This window comes from Amycolatopsis sp. NPDC031561 (assembly GCF_055580625.1).
On sequence record NZ_JBVILA010000012.1, the window covers coordinates 216,883 to 232,415 of the forward strand.

Annotated in this window: 17 protein-coding genes and 1 pseudogene; 14 read left to right on the plus strand and 4 right to left on the minus strand. The window is 65.3% G+C overall.

Features of this window, described 5'->3' with window-relative positions:
- Nucleotides 1–7: 7 nt before the first annotated feature.
- The 5 genes from ACZ5IK_RS24275 (at nt 8) to ACZ5IK_RS24295 (ending at nt 5,321) form a co-directional block, all read left to right on the plus strand.
- A complete protein-coding gene (locus ACZ5IK_RS24275) occupies nt 8–757 on the plus strand; it encodes a hypothetical protein (RefSeq protein ID WP_465489750.1) in 750 nt (249 codons plus the stop codon).
- A gap of 188 nt (nt 758–945) precedes the next feature.
- The gene (locus ACZ5IK_RS24280; protein ID WP_465489751.1) at nt 946–2,814 is read left to right on the plus strand and encodes a S9 family peptidase; all 1,869 of its coding nucleotides are present in this window, start codon (nt 946–948) and stop codon (nt 2,812–2,814) included.
- Between the two features lie 223 nt (nt 2,815–3,037).
- The gene (locus ACZ5IK_RS24285; protein ID WP_465489752.1) at nt 3,038–3,286 is read left to right on the plus strand and encodes a hypothetical protein; all 249 of its coding nucleotides are present in this window, start codon (nt 3,038–3,040) and stop codon (nt 3,284–3,286) included.
- Nucleotides 3,287–3,360: 74 nt separating this feature from the next.
- The gene (locus ACZ5IK_RS24290; protein ID WP_465489753.1) at nt 3,361–4,236 is read left to right on the plus strand and encodes a hypothetical protein; all 876 of its coding nucleotides are present in this window, start codon (nt 3,361–3,363) and stop codon (nt 4,234–4,236) included.
- A gap of 98 nt (nt 4,237–4,334) precedes the next feature.
- The gene (locus ACZ5IK_RS24295; protein ID WP_465489754.1) at nt 4,335–5,321 is read left to right on the plus strand and encodes a hypothetical protein; all 987 of its coding nucleotides are present in this window, start codon (nt 4,335–4,337) and stop codon (nt 5,319–5,321) included.
- A gap of 251 nt (nt 5,322–5,572) precedes the next feature.
- Here the strand turns inward: ACZ5IK_RS24295 and ACZ5IK_RS24300 are convergent, their stop codons facing one another.
- The 3 genes from ACZ5IK_RS24300 to ACZ5IK_RS24310 form a co-directional block, all read right to left on the minus strand.
- On the minus strand, nt 5,573–6,118 hold the full coding sequence (locus ACZ5IK_RS24300) for a hypothetical protein (RefSeq protein WP_465489755.1): 546 nt from the start codon (nt 6,116–6,118) through the stop codon (nt 5,573–5,575).
- Between the two features lie 1,473 nt (nt 6,119–7,591).
- Nucleotides 7,592–7,771, minus strand: coding sequence for a hypothetical protein (locus ACZ5IK_RS24305; protein WP_465489756.1), 180 nt, complete (start codon nt 7,769–7,771; stop codon nt 7,592–7,594).
- Nucleotides 7,772–8,087: 316 nt separating this feature from the next.
- Nucleotides 8,088–8,642, minus strand: a complete 555-nt coding sequence (locus ACZ5IK_RS24310; protein ID WP_465489757.1) for a hypothetical protein — start codon at nt 8,640–8,642, stop codon at nt 8,088–8,090.
- Between the two features lie 1,149 nt (nt 8,643–9,791).
- Here ACZ5IK_RS24310 and ACZ5IK_RS24315 point away from each other — a divergent pair.
- The 7 genes from ACZ5IK_RS24315 (at nt 9,792) to ACZ5IK_RS24345 (ending at nt 13,020) form a co-directional block, all read left to right on the plus strand.
- The gene (locus ACZ5IK_RS24315; protein WP_465489758.1) at nt 9,792–10,103 is read left to right on the plus strand and encodes a hypothetical protein; all 312 of its coding nucleotides are present in this window, start codon (nt 9,792–9,794) and stop codon (nt 10,101–10,103) included.
- A 145-nt stretch (nt 10,104–10,248) separates the two neighbouring features.
- Nucleotides 10,249–10,377: a hypothetical protein gene (locus ACZ5IK_RS24320; protein ID WP_465489759.1), complete on the plus strand. Its 129-nt coding sequence runs from the start codon at nt 10,249–10,251 to the stop codon at nt 10,375–10,377.
- A gap of 537 nt (nt 10,378–10,914) precedes the next feature.
- Nucleotides 10,915–11,085 carry a hypothetical protein gene (locus ACZ5IK_RS24325; RefSeq protein WP_465489760.1) on the plus strand — a complete coding sequence of 57 codons (171 nt, stop codon included), beginning with the start codon at nt 10,915–10,917 and terminating at the stop codon, nt 11,083–11,085.
- Complete coding sequence (locus ACZ5IK_RS24330; protein ID WP_465489761.1) at nt 11,061–11,372, plus strand: phage terminase small subunit P27 family; 312 nt, start codon at nt 11,061–11,063, stop codon at nt 11,370–11,372. The genes ACZ5IK_RS24325 and ACZ5IK_RS24330 overlap by 25 nt, the downstream gene beginning before the upstream one ends.
- 162 nt (nt 11,373–11,534) lie before the next feature.
- On the plus strand, nt 11,535–12,152 hold the full coding sequence (locus ACZ5IK_RS24335; protein ID WP_465489762.1) for a terminase large subunit domain-containing protein: 618 nt from the start codon (nt 11,535–11,537) through the stop codon (nt 12,150–12,152).
- Nucleotides 12,153–12,310: 158 nt separating this feature from the next.
- Nucleotides 12,311–12,772 carry a terminase TerL endonuclease subunit gene (locus tag ACZ5IK_RS24340; protein ID WP_465489763.1) on the plus strand — a complete coding sequence of 154 codons (462 nt, stop codon included), beginning with the start codon at nt 12,311–12,313 and terminating at the stop codon, nt 12,770–12,772.
- On the plus strand, nt 12,769–13,020 hold the full coding sequence (locus ACZ5IK_RS24345) for a hypothetical protein (RefSeq protein WP_465489764.1): 252 nt from the start codon (nt 12,769–12,771) through the stop codon (nt 13,018–13,020). Before ACZ5IK_RS24340 ends, ACZ5IK_RS24345 begins: the two co-directional genes overlap by 4 nt.
- A gap of 1 nt (nt 13,021) precedes the next feature.
- Here ACZ5IK_RS24345 and ACZ5IK_RS24350 read toward each other — a convergent pair whose 3' ends face one another.
- Nucleotides 13,022–13,639, minus strand: coding sequence for a hypothetical protein (locus ACZ5IK_RS24350; RefSeq protein WP_465489765.1), 618 nt, complete (start codon nt 13,637–13,639; stop codon nt 13,022–13,024).
- 96 nt (nt 13,640–13,735) lie between these two features.
- Between ACZ5IK_RS24350 and ACZ5IK_RS24355 the strand changes: the two are divergent.
- Nucleotides 13,736–14,074, plus strand: a pseudogene (locus tag ACZ5IK_RS24355) (phage portal protein); the annotation flags it as partial.
- Nucleotides 14,075–14,145: 71 nt separating this feature from the next.
- Nucleotides 14,146–15,450, plus strand: coding sequence for a phage portal protein (locus ACZ5IK_RS24360; protein WP_465489766.1), 1,305 nt, complete (start codon nt 14,146–14,148; stop codon nt 15,448–15,450).
- Nucleotides 15,451–15,533 lie beyond the last annotated feature (83 nt).

A 15,533-nucleotide genomic window follows, 5' to 3' on the forward strand; every position in this document is an offset into this window, starting at 1 on the left:
AGACACGATGAACAGACCCCGTCACCCCGCCGCGGCCACGGTGCCGGCGCGGGCGGGACAGACGCGCGAGCCTAGAACGACGCATCTGCGCCCTCCCGGCACGGGGATCGCGCGTCCCCTGCTCCGTCGCGTCCCGTGCCGTCCCGGCCGCGCCCGCCATCCTCGAGACCGGCGTCGCCGGGCTCGCGGGCACGATCACGTCATTCCGGCGCCGTCGCCAGAGAACCGTCCTCCTGCCGGAGCCGGCTACGCGGCAGCATGGTGGGGAATCACGATCGCCGCCGGGGTCCTGCTGGCGACGTGGAGCGGGCGGCTCTACCTGTCCATGCCATGGTGGCCGAGCCTGGCGGTGACAGCGGGCGCGGCCGGGGCGTTCCTGGGGTGGCGGCTGGGACACACCAGACTTCTTCGCAGTCCGTGGGCGCAGGGATGGACCGGCACGATTCCTGTCCTCACCGCGCTCGTCCTGATCGACCTCGGCGTGCCGCCGGACACGGGCTTCGCGCCGGACACCTGGGCGGCGGTGCGGGACTATCGCGGCGGGTGCCTGACCGGAACCGAGTACACCGACACCGACGCCACGCTGAGCCTCACCGCGGACGTCGTGACCCTCACCGGCGCCCAGGGCGGGCAGTTGCGATTCACCAGGACCGGGCAGCGCTGGCCGTCCATGGCCCGTGCGGAAATCTGGAGGCTCGGCGTCGTCCCGCGCGACCGTGCGACGCGTGAAGCCCTGGCAGACCTCGGCTGTGACTAGCCACCACGCCGATGCGGCCGCGACCTTCCATGCCCGGTCCGACCAGGTCACCACACCCGACGCGCTGACCCGGGCGGGCCGGCCAGATCCCCTCGCAGATATGGCCCTGGCGGCCAGCCGCAACCGCGACCTGTTATCGCCCGCCGACACAGACCCAAGTATCCAACCGAAAAAGGAGAACTCGTAGCGTGACCAGTACAGCCCAGCACCCGAAGATGGGTGCAGGAAGCGTCATTCCGCGTGCCGAGCTGTTCGGCAACCCTGAACACACCACGCCGTCGATCTCGCCGGATGGCCGGTGGCTGGCCTGGGTCGCCCCACACAAGGGCGTGCTCAACCTGTGGGTGAGGCCAGTCGACACCGACGATGACGCCCGGCCAGTCACGGCCGACCGCGACCGAGGCATCCGCGAGTACACGTGGGCGCCGGACAGCGACCACCTCCTCTACCTGCGGGATCAGGGCGGCGACGAAAACTCGCATCTCTACGCCGTGTCGGTGGGCAGCGGCGATGTCCGGGACCTGACACCGTTCGATGGTGTCAAAGCGGTAGTGGTTGCCCGGGACCTGCAGATCACCGACCGTGTACTGGTCGGACTCAACAAGACCAATCCCCAGCTGCACGATGTCTACGAACTGCACGTGGCGACCGGCGACTTGGTCAAGGTCCTCGACAACCCGGGGTTTCTCGGATTCGTGGCCGACAGCCAGTTGAACGTGCGGGCCGGCGTCCGGCCGAGCCCGGATGGCGGCCGGGCGATCATGGCGCGCGAGGCCGACGGCGAGTGGCGTCCCGTGCTGACGGTTGACCCGATCGACGCTCTGAGCACCGTGCCGCTCGGGTTCGACGGAGACGGCCGCCGGCTACTCGTGAAGACGTCAGCGGACGCCAACGCCACGCGGTTGATCTGGATCGACGTTGACTCCGGCGAGCACGAGGTCGTCGCCGAAGACCCGACCTACGACGTAGATTCGGTTCTCACCGACGCCTCCACGAAGCTGCCGCTCATGGTGTCATTCCAGCGTGACCGCTTGCACACGCAGGCCCTGACCCGTGAGATCCAGCGCGACCTGGACACGCTGGCCGCTCTCGATGACGGAGACCTTCACGTCGTCTCCGCCGACCGCGCGAACTCCGCCTGGGTCGTGTCCTATGTCCATGCCGACGGACCGACCGCCAGCTACGTGTATGACCGGCGCACCGGCCAGGCACGGTTTCTGTTCCATGACCGCCCCCGTCTCGCCAGCAGGCTGCAGGAGGTCAAACCGTTTCGCTTCACCGCTCGCGATGGGCTGGAGGTCCACGGATACCTGACTTTCCCGGCCGGGAACGCCGAGAAGCCGCTGCCGACTGTGCTCCTGGTGCATGGAGGACCGGGTGCGCGGGACACGTGGCGGCTGAACCCGGAAGTCCAGTGGCTGGCCGATCGTGGCTACCTGTGCGTTCAGGTGAACTTCCGCGGCTCGACCGGCTACGGCAAGGCGTTCACCGCCGCCGGTAACCGCGAATGGGGGGCCAAGATGCACGACGACCTCCTGGACGCCATCACGTTCGCCATGAAGTCCGGGTATGCGGACCCGGACAGGATCGGAATCTACGGTGCCTCCTACGGCGGGTACGCCGCCCTGGCCGCCGCGGCGATCACCCCCGACGTGTTTCGCTGCGCCATCTCCCTGTGCGGGCCGAGCAACCTCGAGACGCTCCTGCGTGCGATACCCCCGTACTGGACCCCGATGATCGCCGAGATGTACCGGGCGGTGGGCAACCCGGACACCGAGCCCGAATTCCTGTGGAAGCGGTCGCCGCTCTCGCGCGTCAACGACATCACGATCCCGTTGTTGATCGTGCAGGGTGCCAACGACCCCCGGGTCCCGCAATCCGAGAGCGATCAGATGGTCGCTGCGCTGCGGGACAAGGGCGTACCTCCCGAGTATCTGCTGTTCGACGACGAAGGCCATGGGTTGGCGAAACCCGAGAACAGGCTGAGGTTCTATGCCAGGGCGGAGCGGTTCCTGGCCGAGCACCTCGACGGCCAGCACGAACCCGAATCCGCTTAGCCTCTGCGGGAACTCGAGCACCGTGTGCGGTCCCTCGGACTGCCCGCGGCACCACGGCAGGCCCGGACCTGCCGTGCTGCCGCGTGGTTGTCGAGAAACAGCCCCCGCCGAGCCCCGGCAGGGGCAGCCGCACCAGCGGACTGAGAACCGCGGCCGACGTCGCGGAGTCCGCGCCGCGCCCGGAAGTTCATGATCACCAGCTGGCCTGGCATCTGGCCGGCGCGTGCCGCTCCACGCACCGGCGGAACGATTCACGCTCCACAGTGGACCCGCACGTGACCTGGTCGCCGATATCGCCTCACGGCACGACTTCCGCCACACAGGCACGGCCTCGGACACACCAGGCAACTACCCGCTCTCTCCGACCGACTCCTCCAGCGCCGCGCTCGCCTTCGGCGCGATCCGCAACGCCACCCTCGACCTGACCACCGGATGTCACCTCCGGCACCACCACACGACACTGCCGCCCTGACGACGTCCACGCGTCCGGCCGCGCCAGGAGAACACCCCATCCCACCCGCATCCCTGACAAGGAAACAGATCCTCGTGCTACGCGACGCGTTCGGACCCGGCCAGCGATGGCCCCAGCAGTTCCGGCAACTCACCATCCTCGCCCCACCCAGCCTCGACCGTCCCGCACCACACCATCGGGGAAACGCCCTGGCCGACCTCATCGACGCGGTCCGCCAGACCGCGCAGCCTTTTCTCCGGACCAGCCTGCCCGTGCCGGACGAGTGGCTACACCAGACGATCCACGCGATCAACCCCCGCAACATCGACGTTCCCGCCCCAGACAAGGCCACCCAGACCGAGCTCATCAGCGCCCTGACGACCGTGCTCGGCCGGTGGACCGCATTTCCCGTCCGCTCCGGCTCCCCGCTCATCGGCGCCGACACGATCCTGCTCGACAACGACTTCGAGGAACCCCTCGGCCACCTCACCGGCGACATCAAACAGGTCATCCGCGACGTCTGCGGACCCGCGTCATTCCGGCACCGGCAGCCGCCGGGCCGCCTGACGTTGTTCCGCGCCTTCGGGAACGAACCCCGTTTCACCCACGCGGAACGCGAAGAGTTCATCACCTCCCTCGGTGCCATCCGCCCCAGCCACGCCACCTGGACGCTCGACACGCTCCTGCTCGCCTGGGTCCGGCACAACGAGGGCACCTACGAGTGGGACATCGTTCACCCTCCACGCACCCGCCAGCCCCGGGCACTCATCCAGCACACCTCACCCGTCCGCGACGGGCGGACCCGGGTGACGAACACCGATGCCCCATCACCGCCGAACATCCCGTTGCGGGCCCTCCACCCGCTGACCTCGCGTGCCAGGGCGCGATCAGCAGGGCCGATCCCCCGCCATGCGCCTGGCCATGTCCCTGGACCGTTACGTCGCAGCGCAGTGCCGACACCCACTACCTGACAGGGAGAACAGCGAACTATGCCGGTGCTGGACTTCACGTATCTCTTCCCGGCCAGGTCAGCGTGTCGAACCTGGCGGCACTCTGAGGAGCCGACACCATGTCCGTGACCAGCGACGACTCCGCAGAACTTGATCTGATGTTCGTAAATTTCGATCTTGGTGGTGCGTCCTCCGATCAGTCCGTTGACTACTGCATGGACGGGTTGATCGAGTTGGTGGGTGCCGACGGCCGATTGCCTGATCTCGGAGTCATCGCGGAGACGAACTACTGGCGGTTCTTCGGCAACAAAGGGCAAGGCGCGGCGGAAGTAGCCTTGAACACCGCCGCCCGGAATCGCAACTACGTTCTCCGGATCGGCTCCCTGCCGGGTGACTGGGGAGAGATCGGTCCGGCACTTCTCTACGACGCCGGCAAGGTCCACGTGCACGAGTGGCACGGCGACCCACGAGATGCTGGTTTCCTCGGTCGCAAGCGCAACCTCGCGATCATCTCACCGCGAGCCCTGCCAGACCAGAAAATGGACCTGTTCGCCACACACGGACACCCGAACGGCGACCTGCGGCTCCAGGACGTCGACCGGTTCAGGCCCTACGGCGTTCGCGATGCCCGCCCCGCCGCAGTGCTCGCCGACTGGTTCGGTCACCCCTCAGGCCCAGCGTTCGAGCCCGATAGCTATGCCGAGCATTTCGACGAGCTGGCCCACTACGCGCCACGCCTCCAGTTCCCCAACGGAATTCCCATGCCCGGCGATCATCCCTTCGACACCAGGGCCCTGGATTTCCTCTGTGGACGGTGGAGTGACGACCGCCGCGTCGGCGGCGTCGGCTTCCAGCACGTCGGCGAACTCGACGGCGTCTACACACCCACGAATTTCCCTGCCCGCAACGGCCGCCCGCAAACTCAAATCGACGGCGCGGTACTCAACCCGCAGGCCGCGGCGATGCTCATGCCAGGCAGCGTCCACGTCCACGAACCCTCCCCGCCCACCTCACTAGAACCTGGTCGTGTGTGGCGGAGAAATGATCACAAACGGTTCTCCTTCACCCTCAGGTTCGCCACTGACGGCACCAGGCAGAACACGTGACGCCGCTCGAGATGATCATCGCGGTCGTGGTGGCTCTCCTGGTCACCTGCGTCGTCGCCGTCCTTGTCCTCGGCGGGGTTCTCGTCTGGTACATCCGCGTCGCCGAGCACCAATCGACGCGCAAGTTCACCCGGATCCACGACCCGGCCCCGGAACGGGAGCGCTCGCCGCTCGACACCGACCCCGACCCCGACAACACCACCACGGTCACGGCTCTAGGGACGCCGCGGCCGGACGAGTCGGACGCATGGTCACAGGACGATGCTGCTGGTGTGGGGTCCGGTGGTGGAGGTGACTCCGGGAGGTGTGAGGCACGCCAGCAGGCTCAGGCTCGGGGCCACGGCGATCTGGACGGAGGTGGCGCCTTGGAACAGGCCGCTGACGATCGTGCCGAACTGTGCCACCACGGTGGTGCCGTTGGGTTTGAGGTTGACGCTGAGTTGGCCGACCTCGGTGCTGGTGTGCCCGGTGTTCCAGTGGAATGTCCGCGTATAGCTGGTGGTCTCGGCGGTCAGGCAGCTCAACGTGCCGGTCAGGACAGCGGAGTAGGTCGCGCTGGTGATCTGCGGGTGCGTCGGCGACAGGCAGAACTGCAGGACCCCCTCGGTGGCGACCGTGGTCTCCTGCGGTGTCAACATCAACCCCGGGGTATAGGTCGACGTGCGGTAGCCCACCGGACAACTCACGTCCACCACCGCGGCCTGCGCACGGGTCGGCATCACCAGTGCCACGAGCAGCGTGCAAACGACGCATACGGCGGACGCGCGCCATTTCAGGCTCATCCGGGACTTGGTCATGACTCCTCCATTTCATCGTGCGCGAAAGCGATGCGTATCGCCTGCGACAAGGATGTTCGGGACTGTATGTTGCGGTGCCCAACACCCATCGCTGGTAGTCGGCTGCGGTTAACCCGGGTCAACGGCTTTCACTCCTCGAGGGCTGGCGCACCGAAACGGTAATGCTGGGATCTGTAGGAACCTGACGCTCGGCCGCGAACGCCAGCAGATCCTCGAAATGTTCACGCGCGACGTTCGCATTCTCCTCAGATGCGGCTTCGGTCGCAGCGGTCAGCGCTCGCGAGGCACCGTCAATCCGGGGCCGGACCATTCCCGCGAAAACGTCCTTAAACCGACTCCACAAGACTCGGACGGACTCACCACTAGCGGGTTGACTTGCGAATAGACGCAACGTACAAGGATCGGGCGGCGACGTTGTGGGCGACAGCCTGGAAGACGCCACAGGGCAGGGCTGAGACGGCGCGGACGTGAAGCACCTCGGCGTCGAAACTCCAGTTGGCCGGATCGGAGTCAGCGGCGACACTCAGCCGACAGCGGGGCATTTCGATACGACCCGGACGTGTCTTGATACTCAGCAGCGCGGCGGTCGCACTTCATATCCTGCCACTGAAAGATCCGTCCCCCACTCCCGCCCCCGTCAGCCGCCACCAACGTCACGACCCACAGCACTCAGACGCCGACTTAACATTTGCCGACAACTAAAAGACATTTGTAGTAGACGGAAATGACTCTCTCGTTGTTCAAGATTACGTCGACGTCGACGTTGTCATATTTGCTGGTGTAACGAACTTCTACAGTGGTGGAGTTCACGTTCACGGCGCCCGTGGCCTCAGTCGACGCAGTGGCAGGAGCCGCCGACAAGCCAACGCAGACCGCGATCCCTGCCGAAACCACTAGTGCGCGACTGAAGTTGCTGAGCAGTTTCATGACTAACCTTTCACAGGATTTAGCTTTAGTAGACAGCACGAATGGCAGCTGTGGCATTCGAGTAGAAATGTGACCGCTTCTAAGCTTCTGTGCCCAACTGGCTACCACTAAGGGTGCAGATCTACCGTTCGAGGCATAATCTCCTCTCCTGATCTTCCGGTTGTGTCTCTACATGCAGGAACCCTCTTTTCTCAAGCGATTCGCATGCCCTACGTTGTGCACTTGATCATCGTTTGAGTGTAAGCGCGGCCTGCGCTGTTTAGCCTAACGGGTTGGTCACGTCCCAACTGTTCGTTCAGTTCTATGTTGTTGTTACTTTCTGACGATGACGCGGCTTGAGGTGTTCGGACAACGGGGGAGGGGGAAGCTCAAGGTGATCCGATTCCGCGGTGAGGTGTAGTTGGCCCGGCTCGTGACGCGGCCGGGTCAGTTGGCGATGCTCGACCCCGCCCTGTGCGACACGTCACCGAAGACCAGGCCGGCGAGGACAGGTTGCGCTTCGTGCTGCTGCGACCGGCCACGGCCGCCGGGATTGGCGCCATTCAGTTACGCCTGGGACGTACCGTCTTCGGTGAGATCCGCTTTTCGTTGTGCGGCATCGATCACTGCGCTGCCGCCGTCTACGTCGAGGTTGAGGAGAAGCACCGCCGCCGCGACGCCGGCCGAGTACTGGTCGCCGCCCGGGCGCCACGCTATGACTGGACGATGCTCCCGATCGGACAGCACCCGATCACAGTCGCCTTCTGGGCACGCGTCGGAGCCACCGGGACATCCGAACCTCACCAACATCTCCGGCCCACGCACGACAGACACCACTCACCTGAGGTAGTCCGTCGCACACCGAGTCGCACGGAGAGGAAGTCCCTCGCTACTCACACGGGGAAACACCGAGCCGCTGATATCGGAGCGTGCCCAGCAAAACGACGAGGGAGACGGATTCAACTCCGTGGCCTGCCGTCGGCCCCGAGCTGCTACGGGGCGAGTCCGCCCCGTAGCAGCTCGGGCGGGATGTGGGCGTTGGACCCGCCATATTCCGGTTCGATCAGATCTTGGTGAACAGCAGATCGCTCGGGCCGGCCGTGGCTTTGACTCCTTGTTCGGTGTAACAGGCAAGGACGTCAGTGGTCGCCAGGACGATCACTTGAAGGAAGGCGTAGTCCTTGAACAATCCACCGGTCACCGTGCCCTGCTGGATGACGACGTTGTTGCCGTTGGGCCGGGCGGTAACGGAGGTGATGTGAATGGTGCTGAACCGGCCGGTGTTCCAGTTGATCTGGAAGGTGCCTGACCCGGCCCCCGGCACCAGGCAGGAGAACAGGCCCCGGCCACTGACTGTGGAGTCGCCGGCAACTGGCAGGCGGGGGTCTGGCAGCACGCCGACACAGCCACCGAAGGTGCCGGTGCCATCGAAGGCCACGTCGCGCAGTTCGACATTGAATCCTGGGTTGAAGCGGGTGGCCTGAGTGCCCACCGGGCACGCGAAGGTCAGCGGTTGCGGGTCGACGGCGGGGAGTGGCGCGGCGCCGGCCGCGGGCGTGATCCCGGTGATCGCGCCGACGGCCATGCAGGCCGCAGCGAGCAATCTGGCAGTCAACATGGGGATGCCATGATCCTTTCGTCATCCGGTCGTCCGTAGAAGTACAGCACGTCGGTATACGGTGCATCGGCGGCTGCCGCTCCGGGTGGCATGGAAACAAAACCGCACCCTCCATACCGGGAGGGCCATACGTCAATTTAATTCGGTTCAGAGTTTCGTCGGCTCAGTGGCGCCACTGATCTCGTAATTATTTATCGCCGGGGCGGATGTTTCAGGTTGAAACGATGCGTTCTGGCGAGCGTGTTCCGCAAGTCGCCGTTGCGGCGACCACACGAACGCCTGCGCCTCGCACCCGATCGGCCCGCACAGTCACTACCGAGCTGAACGTGGGTTCGGCATTCATCACCTGATCGTGCGCAGTAAGGGCTCTGACTCGTACTGGCATGCTGTCCGACCTCTATGAACCACCCCGGGTTCGATGGAGGCTCCTCGTGTGAGTGAGAATGCGGATCATGACCCGGGGCCCAGGCATTCGGCTGAGGTGCGGGAAGGCCGACCCGGAACATCCCCAGGACCTGCGCCCGGATCAAGTCAGTGACGAGCCCACCCTCGGGCGCAGCGAGACCGCCGCCGTCGAGTACTTCCTGTTGCGGGTGCAGGCCAACCACGACCTCGTCCTGACCGCGCCGGCGAACGAGGGCCAGCCGCAACGACAGCAACCACCAGCACTGGGCGCTGGGCCAGGCCACCGTCCCCGGCGGCCTGACCTGCATGTATGTCAACCGGGCCACTGTGAGGGCACCGGCCTGCGCTTCAGCATCGAGTCGGTGGACGGCCAGACACAGTTGTTCTTCCAGCCTCTCCTGCAGAACAACGACCTGACCAACCCCCTGGCCACGACTGGACGCCGGACTGGGCCAACTGGACCCCCACCGAAGGCGGCGGTTACCGGGGCAAGGACCGGGTCTGCCACTTTATGCAACGCAACGCCTTCAACGGCAGCGGCGACCTCAAGGACCGGCTGTCCATTACCCCCGCCCCGAACCCGGCTACCGGAAAGACACTCCGGACCGTAGACAGCGAGACCGCCCGCGGCAATGCCGCCCACCATTGGCAGCAGGTCTTCCTGTAAGGAATTCATCCGCGGTCTGCGAGGCGTTCTCCGACGAGAATATAACTCCGGATCGTGATCGACTGGTCACCGATCGGATGAGTTTGTGGGTCGGCTACGAGCTGAGCTATCGCGGTTTCGACGATGTCGACCACGCCTGGGAAACCGAACCGTCGCTGCTGGTGTTGCGTCGTGTCCTCGAGCGTCGGTTGTTGGCGGCGTTGGACCACGCCACGGCGGCCACGCCCCGAGCTCCGGTCGCTCCCGACGCGGTCCCGGCGGCGCTCACCGCTCTCATCGAGCCCGACGACGGCCCACCGCTGGCGAGCTATCTGCAGCGTGAGGCCATGGCCGAGCAGTTCGGCGAGTTCGTCGCACACCGCTCGATCTACCACCTCAAGGGAGCCTGATCCGCTGGCCGATGTCGAGTACACCGGAGACCTACCGGAGGACTCCCGTAGGGAACTCACAGCCCTATAGCAAGGGTTCCGGGACCGCGCGAAGCGCGAGGCTGAGAGGTTCCGGCTCGCCACGGACTCCGAGTTCTGGATCGCCGTGTGTTTCAAGACCCGAGAGGACAAGGAGAAGTTCCTCCGCAACGCGAAGTTGCTCGCCATCGGCGACAAGTTCATGGACGGTTACGCCGTAGCCCAGGTGCTCGGCGTGCCGATGGAAGACGAGTAGAGGAAGGAGGAGAGCACACATGCGTCGTTCGCTCGTCAGCGTCAGTGGAGCCATGATCCGTGGCGCGGCCCGTCGCCTCGGCATCCGCGCGGCGGGCGCGGCCGGTGGCCGCAGCTCCGCCACCTAAACCATTCAACCCCACGACGAAACCCCGGTCTCCCCCCGCTTCCGGGGTTTCGTCGTGGCACGGGCATCACGGTATGAGGTTCAGGGCCGATCCCGGCGCTGGCGTGCGAACAAGATCCAGTAGTAGCCGCTGACCAAGATCATAACCGCGCCACCACCGACCCTGAGCCAATCCTTCCAGGACATCGGTTCGCTATCGAGTCCGAAATAGAGCAAGGCGCCCCCGATAAGGTCCCACATCACCGCCAAGCTCAGCGCTATCTTCGCGGGCACTCTCGCATTGCCGAAGCCACTTTTCCCCACAGCCATACGTTCACACCTCTCGCCGCCGGACCCATTGCAGCCAACGCTGCTACCTACCCCGACGTGCCTGCGATCAATCAGCGTCGTCACAGCGAGGAGGGAAACCAGATGGGAGCACGCGGAGCGAAGCCGAAGCCGACAGCACTCAAGGTGCTGCACGGCGACCGGCCCGACCGGATCAACCACGCCGAGCCGATGCCGCCCGAGAACGAGGTCACGGCGCCCGAGGAGATGTCCGACGACGCCCGTGCCGCGTGGGACCGGCTCGCGCCCGGCTGATCGCCGTCGGCGTGCTCACCGCGTGGGACGTCGACGCCTTCGTGGTCGTGTGCGAGGCGCTGGCCCGGTACAAGCAGGCCACGAAGCTGGTCAACGGCTCCGCTCTCCTGGTGCAGGGGCCGAACGGCTTCGTGAAGAACCCAGCGCTGATCGTGCAGCGCGAGGCCGAGACGACGTTCGCGCAGTACGGCGCGAGGTTCGGGCTCACCCCGTCCGATCGTTCGCAGCTGAAGGTTGACGCCCCCGGTGCCGCCAAGGGGCCGAGCGCCGAGCGCCTCCTCTCGTAAGCCCCGGCTGCCGGAGTGCGGTTTCACCTTCGACGGGCGGACCTGCCGCAAGCGCGGCGATCACTTCTGTCGACCGCGCGCCGGGCATGCCGTGGCGTTCTGCTCCGAGCTGTGCGTACACACGAAGGAAAAGTGGTCTCGCCGGCCGTTTGAACTCGCGCCGTGGCAACGCAAGACATCATCGAGCCCTTGTTCGGCGAAGTCGTATGGGACCCCGAATGGGACTCTTACGTCCGCCGGTTCCAGATCGGCTGGATCGAGCTGGCGCGCAAGAACGGCAGGAGCGAACTGCTCGCGTTCATCGCGCTGTACCTCCTCGTCGGCGACGGCGTGGAAGGCGCCGAGATCTACGGCTGCGCGATGGACCGGGGCCAGACCGCGAAGGTCTTCGACGTCGCCGCCAGGATGGTCAAGCTCAGCCCGGTGCTCTCGGCCCGCTTGATCGTCAAGGACCACATCAAGCGAATCATCGACGAGCGCACCGGCAGCTACTACGAAGTCGTCGCCGCCGACGCGGCGGGCAACCTCGGCCACAACCCGCACGGCGTCGTCTTCGACGAGGTACTGACCCAGCGCGACGCCCGGCTCTGGGACGCGATACGGACCGGCAGGGGAACCCGCGCGCAGCCGATGATGATCGCCGCGACCACGGCCGGAGACGACCCGGCGTCCTTCGCCCGCTCCGAGCACGACGAGTGCGTGCGCATCCAGGACGATCCGGACCGCGCTCGGCACCACTTCGCCTACGTCCGCAACGTGCCCGAGGACGCCGACCCCTAGGACGAAAAGAACTGGCCGCTGGCCAACCCGGCCTTGGGCGACTTCCTCTCGATCCGGTCGCCGCGTCAGGAAGCCGCTGAGGCGCGGAACGATCCGAGCAAGGAGAACAGCTTCCGGCAGTACCGGCTCAATCAGTGGTGCAGCAGGCTCACCGTTGGATGCCGATGCACCTGTACCGGCAGTGTGCCGGGACCGTCGCCCCGGCCCCGGACTGGTTGCGCGCCGAGCTGGCGGGCCGGCGCGCCTACGGCGGGCTCGACCTCGCTGACAAGCTCGACATGACCGCGTGGTCGCTTCTCGTCCCTGATGGTCTCGACGGCAAGCCCTCGATGATGTGGCGCTTCTGGCTTCCCGAATCCGCGGTGACGTTCCTCGACAGCCGGACCAACGGCCGGGTCTCCCAGTGGGCGGACGGCGGATGGATCACCGTCACTCCCGGCGACGTCATCGACTACGACGTCATCTACGCCGACATCGCGGCCGACTGCGCCACGTTCAAGGTCATGGCGGCCGGGTACGACGAGTGGTCCGGCGACCGGTCCGGCAGGCGATCCAGAAGAAGACCCGCCTCGACCTCGCGCCGATCCCGCAGACCTACCGCGGGCTCACATTCGGCATGACCGAGCTGATGGCGCTCACCAAGTCCCGGAACTGGACGCACCACGGAAACCCGGTCGCCGAGTGGTGTTTCGACGCGGTCGAAGTCCGCCACCCTCCCGGAGATGCGGACCAGCTTCGGCCGGACAAACCTGACCGCCAGGCGATCGGGAAAAGGATCGATGCCGTACCGACCGCCGCGATGGCAATAACCCGCTGGCGTGAGCTGGCCCAGAGGCACGCGCGATCTGGCCGGATGGTGGTGCGGTGAGCTACTCATCAGAAGCGGCATCCGAGGTTGGCTCAATTGGCGGAACTTTCTTGATACTGTCATATAGAAGGTCGCAATGAAGGCGAGCCATGCGAAGCTTTCGTCTAATAAAGAAGCGATCCCTGCGCCTGGTGGACCAGCGGTACAAATGTTGCAGGATGCCAAGTGAAGCGTACAGAACGCGAGCTCTCTCGTCGAGCAATTCCGAAAGCGTCCGGCGCGCAGGCCCGCGCATGCCAGGATGGCGCACGAGTATTTCAATCTGAGGTAGTCCGACGACAAATATCCCCATAAGGGAATCCACGATTCGACACAGGCGCTTCGGCATTACATGACGCGTAATAGTATGGTTTCCGTTTAACTTGGCGAAGTTTTCATCGAGGGTCGACACGTGCTCCTGCACGGAGTCCCAATTGCCAGACTCTTTCGCTGCGACCACTGACACTCGCAAGCGGACGATTGCATCCGCCATCCCTCCGATATGTCCAAGTGCCGCACGCTTTGCGCGGACACCCTCAAGGATTCGATCTTTTCGGGCTTCCAAGCTGGGCTTCGCGAAAAATTCGAGCGCCAGTGTCACGAAGGCCGCCGTCAAGGCACTGATAAGTGCAGTTTGCATAAGAGCTTCTACCACGCGCGTAAGTCGGTCGGGAGGTGGGCCGTGGCAGTCGGTGACGTGCCGTCCCCGATCGACCAGCAGTGGATCACTCGCCTCGTGCGCTGGCACAACAACGAACTGCCGGAGCTGCGGAAGCTACTCGACTACTACGAGGGCGCTCAGAAGCTCTCGTATATGCACCCCGAGCTGGTGGACACGCTCGACGAGCGGGTGCGCCAGGTGGTCATCAACTGGCCGCGTCTGGTTGTCGATGCGCTGGAAGAGCGGATCGACCTCCAGGGCTTCCGGCTCGGTGGGCAACCCGCCAACGACATTGAGTTGGACCACGTCGCCCAGTACAACGACCTGGACGCCGGATATCAGCAGGCGCACGTCACTGCGATGGTGATGAAGCGGGCGTACGCGATCGTCGGCAGCAATCCCCGAGCCACTGACGCGAAATACCCGCTGGTGACAATCGAGTCGCCGCTGGAAGTTCATGTCGAACTCGATCCGGCCACGCGCCGGTGGTCGCCGCGATCAAGCGGTGGCACGACAAGCTGCCCGACGACCAGGTCCGCTACTACCTCACACTCTACCTGCCGGACTACACCGTGGCCTTCGTCGTCTCGCCGGAGCGCGGCGGATACGTCGAGGTCTCCCGTGACGACCACGGCCTCGGCGAGGTCCTGGTGGTGCCGATCGTGAACCGGCCGCAGCTGTGGGCGCCGTTAGGCACGAGCGAGCTGGCTGACGTGATCCACCTGTCGGACGCGGCCTGCAAGGTCGCCACCGACATGATGATCAGCGCGGAATTTCATGCGATGCCGCGACGCTGGGCACTCGGGTTCGACGAGGACGACTTCACCGATAAGGACGGCAAGAAGGTCTCCGTCTGGCAGACCATCGCGGGCAAGATCTGGTCCACCTCGAAGACCAAGAAGGACGACGGGGTGGAGGTCGGCCAGTTCAACGAGGCCGACCTGACGAACTTACACAACACGCTCCGGGCGCTGGCGACCCAGGTGTCCACAGTGTCCGGGATGGCGCTGCACAACCTCGGGTACTCCAGCGACAACCCCGCCTCTGCCGACGGAATCCGTGCGGCCGAGGCCCGGCACGTCAAGAGAGCTGAACGCCGGATCAAGGGCTTCGAGACCGCATGGGAACGAATCATGCGCCTCGTCCTGCTGGTGCGCGACGGCTTCGTGCCGGAGTCCGCGCGGTGGATGGAAACCGTGTGGGCGGACGCCGCCACTCCGACGTTCGCGCAGAAGAGTGACGCCGTCGTGAAGCTGCACTCGGCGGACAAGTTGGTGCCGCGCCGGATGGCTCGTCGAACGCTGAACTTCACTCAGGCCCAGATCCTCGACATGGAACGCGAGTACCGCGAGGACGTCACGCGAGCCATGTACGACCCGGCCAGCGAGTACGGGGTCAAGCCGACGCCCGAGCCCCAGCCAGCAACTTTTGCCCGCGCTCCGGTTCCCGCGGGCGCCACGCTTCGTAATCGGCTGACTTCGTCCTTTTGCTACATCGGCAGTCCAGCCAGCCGTGCAGGCTTCGTAGGTGTGACGACAGGCGTCAGTTGGCGTAGCCGGTTCGTGTTCCGGCAGGCGGCGCGCCGGGCTGTGAACAAGGCGGGCCGGGCACGGTGTGCGGGCTGCGGCAATGTCTTCCCCGCGCGGGCCGTCGAGGTCGACCACATCGAGGCGCTTCGAGACGGGGCAAAGATAGACCCGGCAACATCCAGGTGTTGTGCACTGGATGTTGCCGGGTCAAGTCAGCGGACGAGAACGTCCGCCGGATCTTCAGGCCGCAGGACTAGATGAGTAAGTCCAAGGGGTGGGTGTCTGGAGACGTGAAGCGAGGGTGTCGATGTACGGGTTGTGACGACCGACATTGACACCCTCGC

Excerpts from the sequence above, each read along its gene's own strand:
- ACZ5IK_RS24275 (WP_465489750.1), top strand. The coding sequence starts at position 8 with ATGAACAGACCCCGTCACCCCGCCGCGGCCACGGTGCCGGCGCGGGCG.
- ACZ5IK_RS24295 (WP_465489754.1), top strand. The coding sequence starts at position 4,335 with ATGTCCGTGACCAGCGACGACTCCGCAGAACTTGATCTGATGTTCGTA.
- ACZ5IK_RS24300 (WP_465489755.1), bottom strand. The coding sequence starts at position 6,118 with ATGACCAAGTCCCGGATGAGCCTGAAATGGCGCGCGTCCGCCGTATGC.
- ACZ5IK_RS24310 (WP_465489757.1), bottom strand. The coding sequence starts at position 8,642 with ATGTTGACTGCCAGATTGCTCGCTGCGGCCTGCATGGCCGTCGGCGCG.
- ACZ5IK_RS24315 (WP_465489758.1), top strand. The coding sequence starts at position 9,792 with ATGAGTTTGTGGGTCGGCTACGAGCTGAGCTATCGCGGTTTCGACGAT.
- ACZ5IK_RS24325 (WP_465489760.1), top strand. The coding sequence starts at position 10,915 with ATGGGAGCACGCGGAGCGAAGCCGAAGCCGACAGCACTCAAGGTGCTG.
- ACZ5IK_RS24340 (WP_465489763.1), top strand. The coding sequence starts at position 12,311 with ATGCCGATGCACCTGTACCGGCAGTGTGCCGGGACCGTCGCCCCGGCC.
- ACZ5IK_RS24345 (WP_465489764.1), top strand. The coding sequence starts at position 12,769 with ATGACCGAGCTGATGGCGCTCACCAAGTCCCGGAACTGGACGCACCAC.
- ACZ5IK_RS24350 (WP_465489765.1), bottom strand. The coding sequence starts at position 13,639 with ATGCAAACTGCACTTATCAGTGCCTTGACGGCGGCCTTCGTGACACTG.